Raw genomic sequence first — 14,613 nt, forward strand, 5'->3', positions numbered from 1 at the left:
CTAGATTTCAGGTCTGTCAGCGCCTGTTCGGCGCGATCTCGGTCGAGTGTAGCGACGAAAATAGGTGTTACGACGACGTGAACTGGCGAGTGGTCGGCAATCACCGAAAAGCTCTCAGACAGCGCTTAAGAAATTCTTTGTTATGTAATTGTTATGCCTTTTCAGCAAGGGTCTTTGTGGCGTTGATCTGCATATACGAATTCCTGGCAATCACACCAAGATCAGTTGTGAAATATGTCTGAACAACGGATTCTTAGGATTCGCGAGCCAAAGTGAGCGCCAAATCACACCCGACACGACAGCAAACTTCCCGACGCGCGGCATGCACGCGGGACATTGACGAAGCGTCAGCGGCGAGGTTCATCCGCGAACCGAGCGACCGCGGGGCCGGTGTTCGCTGGATTTGCGGTGTTCATGTGGTGTTCAACCGGCACAGACGCTTGAGGGCGGATAGCCCTTCTGCTGTGCCGGGCCAGTGCCTGTCCAATGCGTCGGGTCCGGCAGCCCGCGTCGCCGACCGCAACACGAGCGCGACGACGATCGCGTCGTCGGCGTAACCGAGTACGGGGATGAAGTCGGGAATCAGGTCGATGGGCAGCGCGAGGTAGCCGAGCAGCAGAAACAGCCGGACGCGGACGCCGCGCGGCGTCTCGGGATCAGCGGCGAGTCGCTTGATCAGCCGCAGGAGGTCGGGCAGGAGCCGCACGGCATCCCGGATTGCGTATTGGTCGGGCTTGGCGAACCACAGCACGATCGCAAATACGAACCAAAGCAGCAGAAGCCCGGCGAGGATACCGAGCGGAATCGACCACCAACCAGACCACATGAGTCCATAGTCAGGGTTGCGGGCCTCCCGTCGAGCCCGTCGCGACGATCTGCACCGCACGGTCGACGCCGGTGACCCCGTCGAAGGCGGGCCAGTCGTGGTAGTGGATGTGTGGGTTGCGCACGATGAAGTCGCCGACGACGATCGCCGTCCGGACCACCTTGACGAACGTCTCGGGCGTGTTGGCGAGGTTGAGCAGGGCAAGAAACTCGTTGGTCTGGATCAACTCGAGGATCTTCAGCGCGAACGGCAGTTCGAGCTCGAGCGGGGTGAGCGCCTCGTAGCCTAGGTGCAGCAGCGTGTCATCGGTAGCGGTCGCATACATGTCGCCGTCCAACACGAAATCGTATGTACGCGAACGGAACTGGTCTGGCGTATAGAGACGCGAGATGCCTGAGCCCGGCGGGTTGTTACCGAGCAGGGTGGGTCCCTGCGGGCGGCACGGGCTGCCGAAGGTGACAACCTTGAGCAGGTCGCCGGCGCGGTGAGCCAGCGGCTGTCCCGGCAACATCAGGCCCAGGGTGCGCACCACCACTTCGGCGCCTTGGCTGTAGCCGCAGAGGTAGAACTGCCCGGCGTTCATCAAGATCAGCCGCATGAGCTCGGCGACACCGAGTGCGACCGATTCGTTGTAGCTGAGGAATGGGTTCGGGTAGAGGAATCCGGCAGCGGGATATCCGACCGGCTGGTTGCGCACCAGGCCCATCTGCTCGAGTCGCCAGCCGACGTCGAATGGCGGTCCCATGAACGGTGTTTGCCAGGTGCCGGAGGCGCAGTAGAAGAAGGGCAGGGTGGTTGGCAGTGGTGCGGGTTGGTCGAAGTTGAGGGCGAGTCGGCCAAGCGTCCGCGGGCCGGCGACCCCATCGACCTGCAGCCCCGCGCGTCGCTGGAACTCTCTGACCACGCCAGTGGTGGCCGGGCCGTAGATGCCGTCGACAACGAGGTGGGAGTACAGCGGATAGTCGCGGTTCAGCCGGGCCTGCAGAAGCCGGACAAGATCGTTGTGGTCGCCGGGTCTCAGTACAACTGCCATACTTCGACGCTACGCCGAATTGTGTTCGGCAGTAAGGGAATTCATGATCAGTCAGGCGAGCAACGCAAGGCGCCGTCGCAGTACTTGTCCGATCAGCGCGAACGACGTCGCGCCGCGCCGATCGCAATGGCGATGCCGACCAGCGCGATGATCGGACCGAGGACGGACCAGGTGGTGGTGTTGCTCATCGGACTGCCTTGCACCACACCGAACCCCTGCAGTGTGAACAGCAGACCGAACAGTGCTACGACGATCCCGACGACGACGAGGGCAATGCGCATGCGTCCACTTTAGGGCTGTTGCGCGCCGATGATCCGGACCATGTCGGGTTTCATGGCCTGAAGCTGAGAGCCCCAGTAACCCCAGCTGTGCGTGCCGTCGGCGGGGAAGTTGAACACCGCGTTGTGACCGCCGGCCGCAAGGTACTTCTGCTGGAATTCCTTGTTGGTCGACAGCGTGATGTTCTCCAGGAACTGTGCGCTGTATTGAGCGCCGAAATCCGCGCCGTCGTCAAGATCTCCGGTCCTACCGTTGCCGCAGTAGATCCACAGCGCCGTGTTGTTCGCCACCAACGTGGGGATGTTGACCATTGGATCGTTGCGCCGCCATGCGGGATCGGACGTCGGACCCCACATGTTGGACGCGTTGTAGCCGCCGGCGTCCTTCATCGATACGCCAATGAGCGTGGGCCACAAGCCCGTCGACGGGTTGAGGTATCCGGACAGGGAACCGGCGAAGATGAACTGCGTCGGATGCCAGATGGCCAGGGTCAACGCCGCGCTGCCCGACATCGACAGTCCGACAACGGCGTTGCCCGTCGGTGCCTGGCCCTTGTTGGCGGCCAGCCAGGCAGGCAGTTCCTGAGTCAGGAAGGTCTCCCACTTGTACGTGGTGGTCCCTGAGCTGCCGGTCGCCGGCTGATACCAGTCCGAGTAAAAGCTGGACTGCCCGCCGACGGGCATGACGACCGAGATGCCCGACTGGTAGAACCACTCGAAAGCAGCTGTGTTGATGTCCCAGCCGTTGGCGTCGTCCTGGGCCCGAAGCCCGTCTAGCAGGTAGACGGAGTGGGGGCCGCCGCCCTGGAATTCGACCTGAATGTTGCGTCCCATCGACGGCGACGGCACGTCGAGGACCTCCACCGGAAGTCCCTTGCGTGAATAGGCCTCGGCGGTCGGCGTTTCGACGGCAATCATGGCAAGGACGAGCGCGAGCGTTCCGAGGAGCACCGAACACAACCTGCCAAGCCTTTTCGCAGCCACGTCGGCAAGCTAGCAGCGAGGCGCGGCGGTTTCCGCATGGCGCGCCCCCCTTGACCAGCTTGTTATCAAAGGGGGTGCGGGCTAGCGATGCGACTTGCGCGAGCCGAGGTTGATCAGCTTCCGGTACAGCACGGGCGGGACGAAATCGCCGATCATGTCTTGGCTTCTCGACCTGTAGTCCGGCGCATCTTCCGTCTCGCCGGGCCGCACCCTGAAATGCGTCGTGTGCTTTTTCTTGGTGTTGTTCCACGTCGCCGTGTAGTAGTACAGCGCGATGGAGCGGCGAGGCATCCCGTCCGGGTGGCTGACGGGGTGCGGGTTGCCGTGATTGCTGTTGGACGTCGTGTTGAAGATGACGCAGCGATTGAAGTCCGGCACATACGATTTCACGCGCGACTTCATGTCTTCGTCCCACAGCTCGAGCTGGGCGCCGTACTCGTCCTTCCAGTCCTTGTTGAGGTAGATCAGCACGTTGATCCGGCGCTCGACGTGCAGCCGCTGGTGGTAGTTGAAGTCGGCGTGCACGGACAGGTGGCCGCCCTGCGTCAACTCGTGATAGCCGCCGCCCTCGAAATACGGGTCGGGAATCAGTCCTTGGATGCCGCAGATGTTCTCCACGACCTGGATGAAGGGCCGGGAGTTGAAGGCGTAGAACAGGTTTCGTGAGAACGTCGGCAGCACGTCGGGCGTGAAGGCTCGCTTGAACCGCTCTTGCTTGCGGTCGTAGGAGTCGGTGACGCCCCTTGTGTCGGTTGGGAATTCGGCCAGGCACCGTTCGAGTATCGATTCGGGAAGGAAGTCGTCGATGGCGATATGAGGAAAGGGATCCGCGTCCTGGTAGGTCTTGCGTAGGTCACGTCCCTTGTCGATGACCTTCGCTTCGTCCAGCAAGCCAGTTTCTTGATCCATCTCCGACAGGAACGTCATCGCTTCCTTCCTCCAAGGCGCTCGGGGTGTCGTTAGCCGGCAGGCTCTCCCCGCAGTCTGCCGTGAGGTTAACCGGCACCGCATCAGAACGCGAGATCACACCAAGCGCAGGCGAATTCGGCGGGACCCAGGCAACTCCGACGCAATGTGCTGTAGTTGCAAATGGCTGTTCAGTTCTGCGACACCGCCGAGGCAGAAGGCTCGCCTGCCACCGCTGTGGGCACGGCATGCGACCCTCGCCGCGAGCATCAGTCGTTGCCACTACTTGCCTGGGGAAATTTGCTGTTTCCGATCCTGTGAAGTTCCCGATGGTGATCCACCGGCGGTGGGAGAATTTTCCCGCTGACCCGAATTGGGGAGATGTACAGGGTCGGCGCGGGGAGGGACTGGCGATGAGTATTGCGCCGCACAAGACGATGATCACAGCGGTTGTGGCAGCCGGCGTCTTGGCGGTGCCAAGCACCGGCAACCCTGGACACGCACCTCCGGTGCCGCCGATCAGGCCGCCCGTTGCCGCGACGTCATTCGAACCCGCGAGCCTGGCCGCCCGCGTCACGCCGAACGGGCTGTTCAAGGCACTTGCGAGATTGTCGCCGCAGGGCGGGGCGACCCTGGTTGCACCTGACTCGAATCGGCCTGTGCCGATCTACTTCACGCCGCCGCGGGTCGGCTCCCCCAATCACTTCGTCGCGGGCCATACCGCTCTGGTGGCACGACCCACTGTTTCCCGTGCGGGAGCTTTCGACACATCCGGATTGATCGGCCCAGCCGCGAGCCCTTCGACATTCAGCGGACCGATAACCACGGCGGCACCGGTCGCCCCCCTTGCCCCCGGCGACTTCGTCGCTGACTTCATCGCGATCTTCATCAGTAATGGCGACGAACCTGGCGAGAATGGCGGCCTGCTGATCGGCAACGGCGCCGATGGTGTCGAACCGGGTCAACCCGGTGGTCGCGGTGGCCTGTTGTTCGGCAACGGCGGCAACGGCGGTCCAGGCGCCGCCGGCGGCAGCGCGGGTCTGATTGGCGACGGCGGCGACGGCGGCGCCGGCTACGTCGATCCCATGACGGGTGTCGCCACGTCCGGCGGCGCCGGTGGCAACGGCGGCTTCTTGATCGGCACCGGCGGCGATGGCGGCGACGGCGCAGATGACATTCGCTTGACCGGCGACGCTGTTGGCGGAGCCGGCGGGAATGGTGGCAGCGGCGGACTTCTGTTCGGCGGCGGCGGAGCAGGAGGCAATGGCGGTGTCGCCCAAGGGGGTTCAAACGCGACCGGCGGCACGGGCGGCGACGGCGGAAGCACCGGACTGTTCGGTGACGCCGGCGATGGCGGCGCCGGCGGGACGGCAAAAACGACCAGCGACGAGGGCAGCGCCATCGGCGGAGCGGGCGGTACTGGCGGAACAGTACTTGGCATTGGCGACGCAGGCGCCGGCGGGGCGGGTGGCGATGCGACCTCGCTCGACCTGCATTCCGCCAGCACTATCGCAGGCGTTGGCGGTGACGGCGGCGCCGTCGGGCTCATCGGCGCAGGCGGCGCGGGCGGTGCAGGCGGGTCAGCAACGGGCTTCGCCGACACCACCGCCGGCTCTGGTGGCAGCGGCGGCAACGGCGGCTTCCTGAGCGGCGATGGCGGATCCGGCGGCAATGGAGGAGACGCCTCGAGCGGCATCGGCGCCGCAACAGCGGGCGATGGCGGCAGCGGCGGCACGTCCGGACTGATCGGCGACGCCGGTGACGGCGGCAGCGGGGGCGACGCGGCGTCGAAATTCCTCGACCAGGCCACCGCCGGTGACGGTGGAAATGGGGGCAACGCCCTGCTCGTCGGCAACGGAGGCGCAGGCGGTGACGGCGGGCTAGCCTCCGCACAAAACACGACCGATGCCTTCGCCGGATCCGGCGGCGATGGCGGTAACGGCGGCCTGCTGATCGGAGACGGCGGCGACGGCGGCGACGGCGGTGGCGCACAAGGCTTTCGGACTGTCATCGGAGGTGACGGCGGCGACGGGGGTAGCACTGGATTCTTGGGCAGCGGCGGGGACGGCGGTACGGGCGGTACGGTCACCACCACCGGCGACGAAAGCGATGCCATCGGCGGCGCGGGCGGTAACGGCGGCAACGTCATCGGCGTTGGCGATTCCGGGGCCGGCGGTACAGGCGGAGACGCGACGGCCCTCGACCTTCACAGCACAAGCACTCAAGGTGGCGACGGCGGCGCAGGCGGTAGCACCGGGATCAGCGGCGCGGGCGGTTCAGGCGGTGCAGGTGGGACGGCAACCGGCTTCTCCAACACCGTAGGAGGTGGCGGTGGCGACGGCGGAAACGGCGGCGCGCTCGGCGGTGGCGGGGGTACCGGCGGAACCGGCGGCACGGCCACGACCGGCTTCGGATCTGCTGATGGCGGAGATGGCGGCGACGGCGGAAACGGCAGCGCCTTCTCCTCCGGCGGGAACGGCGGCAACGGCGGCGATGCGCTCGGCGCCGGATCAAACCGCTTGGGCGGCGATGGTGGTGACGGCGGGTCGCCTGGCGGCACGGGAGGCAGCGGCGGCAGCCCGGGCGGAAGCGACGGCAGCAACGGCTGAATTGCCACCATGGGGGGCTAACTCGCTTTCACGACAATGGTTTTCGTGACGAACTGCGAGCCCCTGATGCGCGGTCGGCTCCCTGATGTCGAATCAGGCCGTCATCCCGTCCGCTGCCCCGCGATGACCGCCTTCGTCTGCGGATCGTTTTCGTCGCATTGCGCGGGGATCGTGCCGTTCAAGTACCCGCCGCCGACATTCCACGACTGCTGCGCGGTGTTCTTTTCGGAGCCGCTTGCCACGCAATTCTGTTCGCGCGATCGCGCGGCCGCCTCGATGCACCGCCAGTACGAATAGCGGGGATCCGTCTTGTCCGCCTCGGTCTCGACCCACTTGCTGAAATCGTCGAGATCGGTGAAGAGCTTGCCGTCGATGATCGTCCCGTACAACTCGAATCCCTTGTCGCACACGAGTGTGTTGTCGAAGGCTTCTGGATTGTTGAACCCCGGGTAGCCCTTCACCTTGGCTTGGATGTCGTTGTAAGAAGTGACCGTCGGGAAGTATTGCGCCAGTTCGTTCAGCGTGATGGGCTTGCCGTCCGGGCTGGTGGGCTTCTGGATCGTGAGTGTGTTGGTGAAAAGCTGCCACCGCCAGGCGAAGTCGTTCACCTGTGCAACCTGCTTGTCGTTGGCGGCCAGGTCACCATCGGCGATGGCCTTGGGTAGGAACTTGTCCTTGAAGAGCTTTTGCGGCACGGAATACGTCGACGTGGCACCGTTATAGGACAACTCGAGCGTGACAACCTGCTTGTCATTGTCCACGGTGTACTTGGCGTGTACCGAGGAGTCCGGCGAGCCATCCGGACTGCCCAGGGTGCGGATGGCGTATCCGGCGGGTGGCCCGCCGGCCCCGTTGCCCAACGCCATGGTCGGATACGCCGTCCAGCCATCGTAGGGCGTGTTGTTGAATCCGGACTGCCACGGCGAGTTCCACGCTGTCTGGGGTGGCGCATCGCCAGGGTCGAAACCGGTACTGCCAGCAGTGAGTTCGAAGTTGAACCCGCCGTTCGCCCAAAGCGTCTTGCCGCCCAAGAACCCGCAGTAGGTGGGCGCGACATCATCGAAGACGGGTATGGGCTGCATGATCGTCATCTGATCCCACAGACTCTGCGAGTTGTGGATCGGCGGCAACGCACTCTTGGTGACCGGCATGCTGAATGAGATTTCGTCAAAGTTGGCCTTGGCGAACATGTTCGGGCCGTCGTAGAAGCGGAACCACACGGGTGGCAATGCTTCACCGGCGCACTTGTGCACCTGCTGCCGGTACGCATCGGTCTTCCGGGTGGTGGTGAAAGTCCTGTCCCCCACAATGCTGATCGCATCACCCTCGGGAGTGATGCAGACAGCAGCCTGATTGTCGTTTTTCACCTCCAGCTGCGGCACTCCACACAGCTTGGCCAGGTACGCGCCGTCGGTGGCATAAAACTGCTCAGCAGACGGCGATGGAGAAGAAGCCTCTCCACGAGAGGAGCAGCTCACGAGGGAGAAGGTCAGCACTGGGATCACGACGATAGCCACAGCGGAAATTGGGGAAAAACGGAAACTCATGAGGTTTCCTCCTGTCTGGAGTCACCTCCTGCCGGGACTGTAACAGCATTCCCATGCATAAATAGCGCTTTCGTCAATACCCGTAGCGATATGCGGAAGTCCGTTAGTCATCATGATTGCGCGACTAGCAACGAGCGGGACGTTGGATCACCGCCAGATCGACGAACTCTGCGGGACTTTCCCAGTGGCACAGAGGAATCCGTCATCGCGGTCGACCCAGCTCAATCCGGTGACCGCACTGCCGCGAAATACCTTACGAGACAGCACGATTGCGTGCCAGTGGACCCTTGCAGGTGCGCGACCCAATGCAGGACGGGGCAAAGAAGTTGATCGAGTGTGCGGCGTAGAGTCAGGTCATGGAACGCCGCGGATCGAAACCGAAAGCGCCCGGCGCCACGCTTGATCGCAAACCGGTTGTCCATCCATCGCGTCGTATTGAAGGCGTCACCGCGTCGGCGTATGAGATTTCGGTATTGGGCACGAATCGCCGGTATCGGGTGATCAAGCCCTGCGGAACAGAGCCGGCCACGGTTCCGGCCATCATCGATTTGCACGGCAGCGGCTTGTCGCCCGAGGAGCATGTGGCGGTCACGGATGCGCGGTCGTTCGCTGCACTCGGGGCGTTCATCGTCGTGCCCCAAGCGGGCATTCCCTTTCGACTGCTGGCCGAGTGGCCCGAGGGGTGGGCATGGAACGTGCCCGACAGTCCACTGCCCGGTGAGTCCGTCGCCCGGGACGAGCCCAACGACATCGCGTTCATCGAAGCTCTCACCACCCGACTGATCGAGGACCACGGTGTCGACCCTCGCCGCATTCATCTCCGCGGGTTTTCGGGTGGTGCCCGACTGAGCTCGCACCTGGCGGTCGCGATGGCCGATCGACTGGCGTCGGTGTGTTGCGTCAGCGGGGTTCGCTTCGTTCCCTCATCAGGCGGGCTGCCCGCGTTGCTGGCCATCCACGGCGGCCTGGATTTCCTCAACCCGTACGAGGGCGGCAGTGGGCCACGGTGGTCGGAATCAGTGGAATCGGCCGTTCATCACTGGGCCATCGCGGCGGGGTGCGCCCCGACGCCGCAGTGCCGGGTCATATCCGACGAGGTCCGCGAAACTCGCTACGTCGACACCACAGGTTTCGCGGCAGTCCGGCTCATCACCATCGCTGATGCAGCACACTCCTGGCCGGGAACCTCGACTAGTGATCACATTGCGCAATTCGGCGCACCAGGGCAGTTCAGTGCCTCCGAAGCTCACTGGAACTTTGTTCACGAGGTTGACCACCGACAACACAGCCTGAGCGCGGGCGAAAGCTGACGGCGGATGACCTCTCACCAGGCCTGCAGTTCCCCCTTTACGACGTGAACCGACCGACTTGCACTGAGCCGCCGGTCATTTGGGCGAACTGACAAAGCGTCAGCGCAGGTCGGCTATCTTCGCTGTGTGGAGCCACCCCACCGCTACGTGCACGAGACAGCCTCTTCGGTGGTGCACCACGAGGACTACCTCAACCGCCGTAGTGACCACGCGCTCTGCGGGGTGGTGTTAGCGAATCCAGTTACGTTAGACCCGACGATCCCGGCAGTCGCCGTTTGCTCAGACTGTGAGGCGAGGTTGGTGGAATACCACCTCAAATGGTGGCGCGAGAAAGCCGAGGCGGCTACGGCGGAGCTTGACGCTCTGCGCGTCAAGTACAGCGAGCTAGCAGAGCATGTCGATAACCAGCCCCGTCATGTTGCCAGCTTGCACCATCCGGCGGAAGTCGGGGGAGAGCCGAAGGGCGTTGACGGTGGGATCGACGGAGAGCAGCAGGCCGACTCGACCGCTGAACACGACGAATCGGGGCCGACATCCCTCCTCGACCAGGCTCGCAAGGAACTAATAGAGCTCTGTCGGCCGTTTGATGAAGCCATTCCCTACTGGCGCGTGAAGCACAGCATGGACGCGTTCAGTGACAAGCTGAAATCCGACGAGAGGGTCCTTCTTGCGCAGGAGATCGGCGCTGACGGATCTTTCATTCGGTGGTGCACGAGAGAAATCGAAGGTCTCGGATTGCAGGTCACCAATAACCCTGTGCACGGCGACGCCGACGCAATGATGGACGCCTGGATCGAAGATTTTCACCAGCCACCGAAGAAGACCAAGCGGCGGCTGGGCCGGTCTCGGTAGCAGGACGGCAGTTGAGGCAGTTCACGAGGCTCGGCGTCGGCCGCGCGCATATCCTCTGCTCGTCACACCTGGATTGGTGTGGAGCCACCCGTCGGTGAGATGCGCACGAGTTCGCCCGGCTGGTATGTCAGGTGATAGAGGTTGCCGTCCGGTCCTTGGGCGAGCTTGACGGTTGTCCCCGCGTGAGCATCGAAGGTTTGTACCTCGCTGCACGATGAGAAGTCGGCTGCACAACTGAGCACCTTTATCCAGCCTTGGACCTCATCGGCGATGAAGACCTTGTTTAGGTAGCTCGGGTCGAAGGTGTCGCCGGTGTAGACGAGAACCGAGGTGATCGCCGCCCCGTTGCCGTGGGGGTAGGTAAAGATCGGGTTGACCGACGTGCAGCTGTTGCAGACGCCCTCAGCCGACGGCCACCCGTAGTTCTTACCGGCCTCGACGAGGTTGACCTCTTCCCAAGACACTTGGCCCACATCGGCGACGAGTAGTTGGTTGCCTGGTGTGAATGTCAGCCGGAACGGGTTGCGGAGACCGTAGGCATATATCTCCGGCCGCGCATCGGTGTGACCGAAGAACGGGTTGTCGCTTGGGGCGCTGCCGTCCGTGTTGAGTCGCAGTATCTTGCCACGCAGTGTCTGCAAATCCTGTGCGTTCGCGCCTATTCCGTTGTCGCCGATGCCCCAGTAGAGCTTGTTGTCGGGCCCGAAGCCGAGAGCTCCGCCGTGATGGATGAATCCTGCCGGCTCGGTTTCGAGCAGTACCGTCTCCGAGGCAGCGGTGTCGCCCGTTACGGTTATGCGCGACAACCGATCCCGGTTTTCCGCCGAAGTGTATGCGACATAGAGGAAGCCGTTTGTGCCGAAGTTCGGATCCACCGCCAATCCGCTGATTCCACGCTCCCCGCCGGTACCGGCCGATAGGACGATGAGCGGCTGACTTTGCAGCACACCATTCTTGACAACCCTTATCGCTCCACCTTGTTCGCCGATGACGATCCGCCCGTCCGGCAGGAACCGGAAATCCACTGGGTTGTTGAGACCAGACACCACGGGGGTCCGTTCGAATCCGATGTCGACGGTTGCGGTGGTGGTGTGCCCGGCGCTGCCGAGGAGTCCAAAGGTGAGCAGGTTGAGCAGGCCTGAGAACCCGTGGATGTGGAATCCGTTGTCGGCGTCGCTGACCGTGACGTCGAATGTGTCGTGGCCGGGGTAGTTCGGACCAGGGGTGTAGGTGAACGTGCCGTCGGCGTGTACGTCGACGGTGCCGAACGCGGGCTGGGTTGCGGTGACCGTCACGGCCTCACTGTCGGGATCGGCGGGGTGTAGTGCACCTACGGTGCGGCCGTCGACGATTTGGTTCTCGCTCGGGTTGTAGGCCAGCGTCGGAGTCTGGTTGAAGAAGGTCCGCTGGAATCCGACGAACAGCGTCTCTAGCAGGCCGGCCAGCGTCGGCGCGGGCGCGGCCGGCGCCGGCAAACCGTCGTCTGCGGCCAGCGGCCTCAGCTCGACCGTTGCTGATTTCGTTGTCACGTTGGTCGCCGCGGGAGCGGCCGGCTCGACAGACGCGGTCACCTGGGCTGGCGAAACCAGCGCAGCCGAATCGTCGACGGCCGGCGAATCGGCTTTGACAGGCGCAGCGGTATGGACCGCGGTGACGCTAGGCGCCGACTCGTCCGCCGTTGCCCGCGTGCGATGTGTCGATCGCTGTGTGGCCGTTGACGAATCCGACTTCGACGCGACCCCAGATTTCGGGCGGGACACTGAACCCGCATCGATGGACCGGGCGTCACCGGAGTCTTCGTCGGCATCAACTTCGTCGGATTCTGATGCCGTCGCCGACGTCGAATGGGTGGCGGAAGTCGACGCGGGACCCGAACCGACTGAGGAGGACGATGAGTTTGCAGCCGCGGAATTCGATGCCGAGTCCGACGACGACTGCGAGGCCGAATCGGAGGAGGCTGAACCTGAATCCGTGGCGTCGGCCGATGCGATCCCGTGTCCGGTGAACACCGCCGCCCCGACGCCGAGCGCAAAGGCCAGTCCGCCCACCCGCCCGATGTAGCGCGCGTAACCGCGCCCACAGTTGGCCCGCCGAGGCGGTCGTTCGAGTGTGCGGTGTGAATGTGCTGCCGATGCCCCCATGGCCCCATCCTCAAATCGGGACGGCGACCCAGCCCCAGTCGCGGGCTCGGCAGATCGCCCGTCGCTATTCGCGACGGTATCCCCGGGATTCGCCGGACACAGCGTTTTCGCGTTGCTGCTCGGGATTGCGTGAACAAACGAAAAGCACGTAACCGGGCCAAAATTCGTGCATCTGCGATGGCCTAAGACAGACTTTGCGCAAGCGCCGCGCGATTCAGCGAAGTAGCCGCCTCGGCCGGTGGGGCAGATTGCCCCACCAATGGCGCAGCGGGGAAGTTATAGCAACGATTATGCGATGCAACGGTTGTCGTTGGGGCCTTGGTCGCGACGGCCAGCACGTCACAATCGGTCAAAGGTCGCGGCGTGACTTGCGCCGACGGAATCGGCATCGCCCATATACAGGTAGCCCACTACGCTAGTCGCCCCGCGATTGCGTGGCGTTGAGTTGGCCCTAGCCGCTCACCGCGGGCGGTCGTGTCTGAACTGGAGGACCTTGATGACTAAGCAATTGACCGTTTCTTACGCCCGCCCCAGCGCGGGAATCGACATCTCGGAGACCCTGAGCGATGAGATGGTCCACAACGACTTCGCGGTCGGCAGTGACATCACCGACTTACTTGGTGTTGAACACGACCCGGCCGGCAGCGCGACATCGAAAACAATCAAGATGCGTGATCGCGACATCTTGGCTACTGACAACACCGTGCTGGCGTCCTTGAGCGGCATGTCCACGACCGTGACCAAGATGACCGACCCCCATGACGGGGCGCAGTGGCTGTTCATTGCGTTCACCTATCGGGTGACGTCGCGGGGCTGGCGCACGGGGCGAGGCTGGCCGACTGGTGAGCCACTCGGCATCCCACATGGGTTGTACTTCCTCAATCGGGACAGCGGCCCGATCTTCTCGTGGGGGTTCCCGACTCAAGACTTCACAACCGACTGCGGCTGGAACAACCACACGGTGTACTACCCGATTCGCGACCACGACTACGTGTCATGGTTCAGCGATTGGCATCGGGTGTCGTGGCGCCTGTCCGAGGGCTGGTTCTATCCCTGCTAGTCATCACGCCGAAGCGGCCAACAACGTCGGTGCCCCAGTCGGACTCGAACCGGCACTGGGCCAATTTCAAGGACGGGTTGTCGATGCGCGCATATTGACTGCGGCACAGCGAATCTGGGCGTTGCCGGTGAGGCTCCGGTACGGGGCCGTTGCGGGCTGCGTGGATTAGTAGATCGGATACGCCGCTTCAGCCGGCGTCGTCGGGGTCCGGATCCGACCACGCGGGTTCGATCACGGTGATGATCGAAGCGTCCGGTGGAAGGTTGAACGTGTCGGTGATGCGGACATCTTCGGTGCCGAGATTGGCGGCCGCCATCGGAATGTTGGGTGGCATGTAGTAGCACGTTCCGGCCGGGAAGGTCATCGGCTCATGACCTTCGACGAAGTCGGTCATCGTGCCACTCAGCACGCAGGTAAGGCCGCCGTAAGCGTGCACGTGGATCGGTGCGCGCGTTCCCGGTTTGCGCACGCCCTGGAAGACGACCAGCCGCTGACCGTCGGCGTCGGTGGTGTCGATCATGGTTGAGACCGCTTGCAGCGGCGCCAGCACACCGGCCGGGGCGGCGCCATTGATCGTCGACACCGGCGCCGGTGGAAGAGGTGGATTTGGATCAGCGTGCGCGATTCCGCACGTCATCCCGGTCAGGACTGCGGCCCCCCACGACACGAACGTGACCCCACGCATGCCCCGGAAACTTAGCCGCGGCGAGTTTGCTGGTCAATTACCTTCGGCTTTCCCGGCGATGCGAGTGCCGTTGAAGGCGCTGCGCAGTGCCAATCTTGGTGCCCCCACTGGGACTCGAACCCAGACTGTGCGGATTTTAAGTCCGCTGCCTCTGCCAATTGGGCTATGGGGGCTTGGCCTCCCGATCGTAGATACCTCTTTTGTCCGCCTAGCGAGCGACAGCCCTGACGCTCCACTGTTGTCGCTCGCTAGGCGGGCAATTTCCACACCATCCCTCCCTGCCAACCCGGCTCGTGCCAGATTCCGTAAAGACCCGAGCCGTCCGCGTCAAGAAACCGTTAAGGCTGGCATTAAGTCCCTGAGCTGGGGCGATTCTCCTATA

At 63.6% G+C, this 14,613-nt stretch carries 13 protein-coding genes and 1 tRNA gene; 5 read left to right on the forward strand and 9 right to left on the reverse strand.

The window, feature by feature from the left end:
• Positions 1-412: 412 nt before the first annotated feature.
• The 5 genes from ACWW36_RS01970 to ACWW36_RS01990 all read right to left on the reverse strand — a co-directional run bounded on the left by ACWW36_RS01970 (position 413) and on the right by ACWW36_RS01990 (position 4,048).
• Positions 413-826 (reverse strand): YkvA family protein, encoded by a 414-nt coding sequence (locus tag ACWW36_RS01970; protein WP_456139940.1) that lies wholly within the window; start codon positions 824-826, stop codon positions 413-415.
• 10 nt (positions 827-836) lie between these two features.
• Positions 837-1,859, reverse strand: coding sequence for a peptidoglycan-binding protein (locus tag ACWW36_RS01975; protein WP_456139941.1), 1,023 nt, complete (start codon positions 1,857-1,859; stop codon positions 837-839).
• 92 nt (positions 1,860-1,951) lie between these two features.
• Positions 1,952-2,140, reverse strand: a complete 189-nt coding sequence (locus ACWW36_RS01980; protein WP_456139942.1) for a hypothetical protein — start codon at positions 2,138-2,140, stop codon at positions 1,952-1,954.
• Between the two features lie 9 nt (positions 2,141-2,149).
• On the reverse strand, positions 2,150-3,055 hold the full coding sequence (locus tag ACWW36_RS01985) for an esterase family protein (RefSeq protein WP_456142336.1): 906 nt from the start codon (positions 3,053-3,055) through the stop codon (positions 2,150-2,152).
• Between the two features lie 147 nt (positions 3,056-3,202).
• Positions 3,203-4,048, reverse strand: a complete 846-nt coding sequence (locus ACWW36_RS01990; RefSeq protein ID WP_456139943.1) for a 2OG-Fe(II) oxygenase — start codon at positions 4,046-4,048, stop codon at positions 3,203-3,205.
• Between the two features lie 392 nt (positions 4,049-4,440).
• Here ACWW36_RS01990 and ACWW36_RS01995 point away from each other — a divergent pair, with 392 nt between their 5' ends.
• Entirely contained in the window at positions 4,441-6,636 is a 2,196-nt protein-coding gene (locus ACWW36_RS01995) for a PE family protein (RefSeq protein WP_456139944.1), read from the forward strand.
• 101 nt (positions 6,637-6,737) lie between these two features.
• On the opposite strand, the gene ACWW36_RS02000 is transcribed toward ACWW36_RS01995, so the two are convergent.
• Positions 6,738-8,018 carry a hypothetical protein gene (locus ACWW36_RS02000; protein WP_456139945.1) on the reverse strand — a complete coding sequence of 427 codons (1,281 nt, stop codon included), beginning with the start codon at positions 8,016-8,018 and terminating at the stop codon, positions 6,738-6,740.
• 521 nt (positions 8,019-8,539) lie between these two features.
• Here ACWW36_RS02000 and ACWW36_RS02005 point away from each other — a divergent pair.
• Complete coding sequence (locus ACWW36_RS02005; RefSeq protein WP_456139946.1) at positions 8,540-9,493, forward strand: alpha/beta hydrolase family esterase; 954 nt, start codon at positions 8,540-8,542, stop codon at positions 9,491-9,493.
• Positions 9,494-9,793: 300 nt separating this feature from the next.
• Positions 9,794-10,345 (forward strand): hypothetical protein, encoded by a 552-nt coding sequence (locus ACWW36_RS02010; RefSeq protein WP_456139947.1) that lies wholly within the window; start codon positions 9,794-9,796, stop codon positions 10,343-10,345.
• A 62-nt stretch (positions 10,346-10,407) separates the two neighbouring features.
• On the opposite strand, the gene ACWW36_RS02015 is transcribed toward ACWW36_RS02010, so the two are convergent.
• Positions 10,408-11,874 (reverse strand): PQQ-dependent sugar dehydrogenase, encoded by a 1,467-nt coding sequence (locus ACWW36_RS02015; RefSeq protein ID WP_456139948.1) that lies wholly within the window; start codon positions 11,872-11,874, stop codon positions 10,408-10,410.
• A gap of 1 nt (position 11,875) precedes the next feature.
• Here ACWW36_RS02015 and ACWW36_RS02020 point away from each other — a divergent pair, with 1 nt between their 5' ends.
• Both ACWW36_RS02020 and ACWW36_RS02025 read left to right on the forward strand, forming a co-directional pair.
• Positions 11,876-12,406, forward strand: coding sequence for a hypothetical protein (locus tag ACWW36_RS02020; protein ID WP_456139949.1), 531 nt, complete (start codon positions 11,876-11,878; stop codon positions 12,404-12,406).
• A 576-nt stretch (positions 12,407-12,982) separates the two neighbouring features.
• Positions 12,983-13,546, forward strand: a complete 564-nt coding sequence (locus ACWW36_RS02025; RefSeq protein ID WP_456139950.1) for a hypothetical protein — start codon at positions 12,983-12,985, stop codon at positions 13,544-13,546.
• A 187-nt stretch (positions 13,547-13,733) separates the two neighbouring features.
• On the opposite strand, the gene ACWW36_RS02030 is transcribed toward ACWW36_RS02025, so the two are convergent.
• On the reverse strand, positions 13,734-14,231 hold the full coding sequence (locus tag ACWW36_RS02030) for a cupin domain-containing protein (protein ID WP_456139951.1): 498 nt from the start codon (positions 14,229-14,231) through the stop codon (positions 13,734-13,736).
• 96 nt (positions 14,232-14,327) lie between these two features.
• Positions 14,328-14,404, reverse strand: a tRNA-Leu gene (locus ACWW36_RS02035).
• Positions 14,405-14,613: the final 209 nt, after the last annotated feature.

The organism is Mycobacterium sp. MMS18-G62, from assembly GCF_053877835.1.

What these genes read in the sequence shown, in the direction of transcription:
- ACWW36_RS01970 (WP_456139940.1), bottom strand. Translation starts at nt 826, where the DNA reads ATGTGGTCTGGTTGGTGGTCGATTCCGCTCGGTATCCTCGCCGGGCTT.
- ACWW36_RS01975 (WP_456139941.1), bottom strand. Translation starts at nt 1,859, where the DNA reads ATGGCAGTTGTACTGAGACCCGGCGACCACAACGATCTTGTCCGGCTT.
- ACWW36_RS01980 (WP_456139942.1), bottom strand. Translation starts at nt 2,140, where the DNA reads ATGCGCATTGCCCTCGTCGTCGTCGGGATCGTCGTAGCACTGTTCGGT.
- ACWW36_RS01985 (WP_456142336.1), bottom strand. Translation starts at nt 3,055, where the DNA reads ATGATTGCCGTCGAAACGCCGACCGCCGAGGCCTATTCACGCAAGGGA.
- ACWW36_RS01990 (WP_456139943.1), bottom strand. Translation starts at nt 4,048, where the DNA reads ATGACGTTCCTGTCGGAGATGGATCAAGAAACTGGCTTGCTGGACGAA.
- ACWW36_RS01995 (WP_456139944.1), top strand. Translation starts at nt 4,441, where the DNA reads ATGAGTATTGCGCCGCACAAGACGATGATCACAGCGGTTGTGGCAGCC.
- ACWW36_RS02005 (WP_456139946.1), top strand. Translation starts at nt 8,540, where the DNA reads ATGGAACGCCGCGGATCGAAACCGAAAGCGCCCGGCGCCACGCTTGAT.
- ACWW36_RS02025 (WP_456139950.1), top strand. Translation starts at nt 12,983, where the DNA reads ATGACTAAGCAATTGACCGTTTCTTACGCCCGCCCCAGCGCGGGAATC.
- ACWW36_RS02030 (WP_456139951.1), bottom strand. Translation starts at nt 14,231, where the DNA reads ATGCGTGGGGTCACGTTCGTGTCGTGGGGGGCCGCAGTCCTGACCGGG.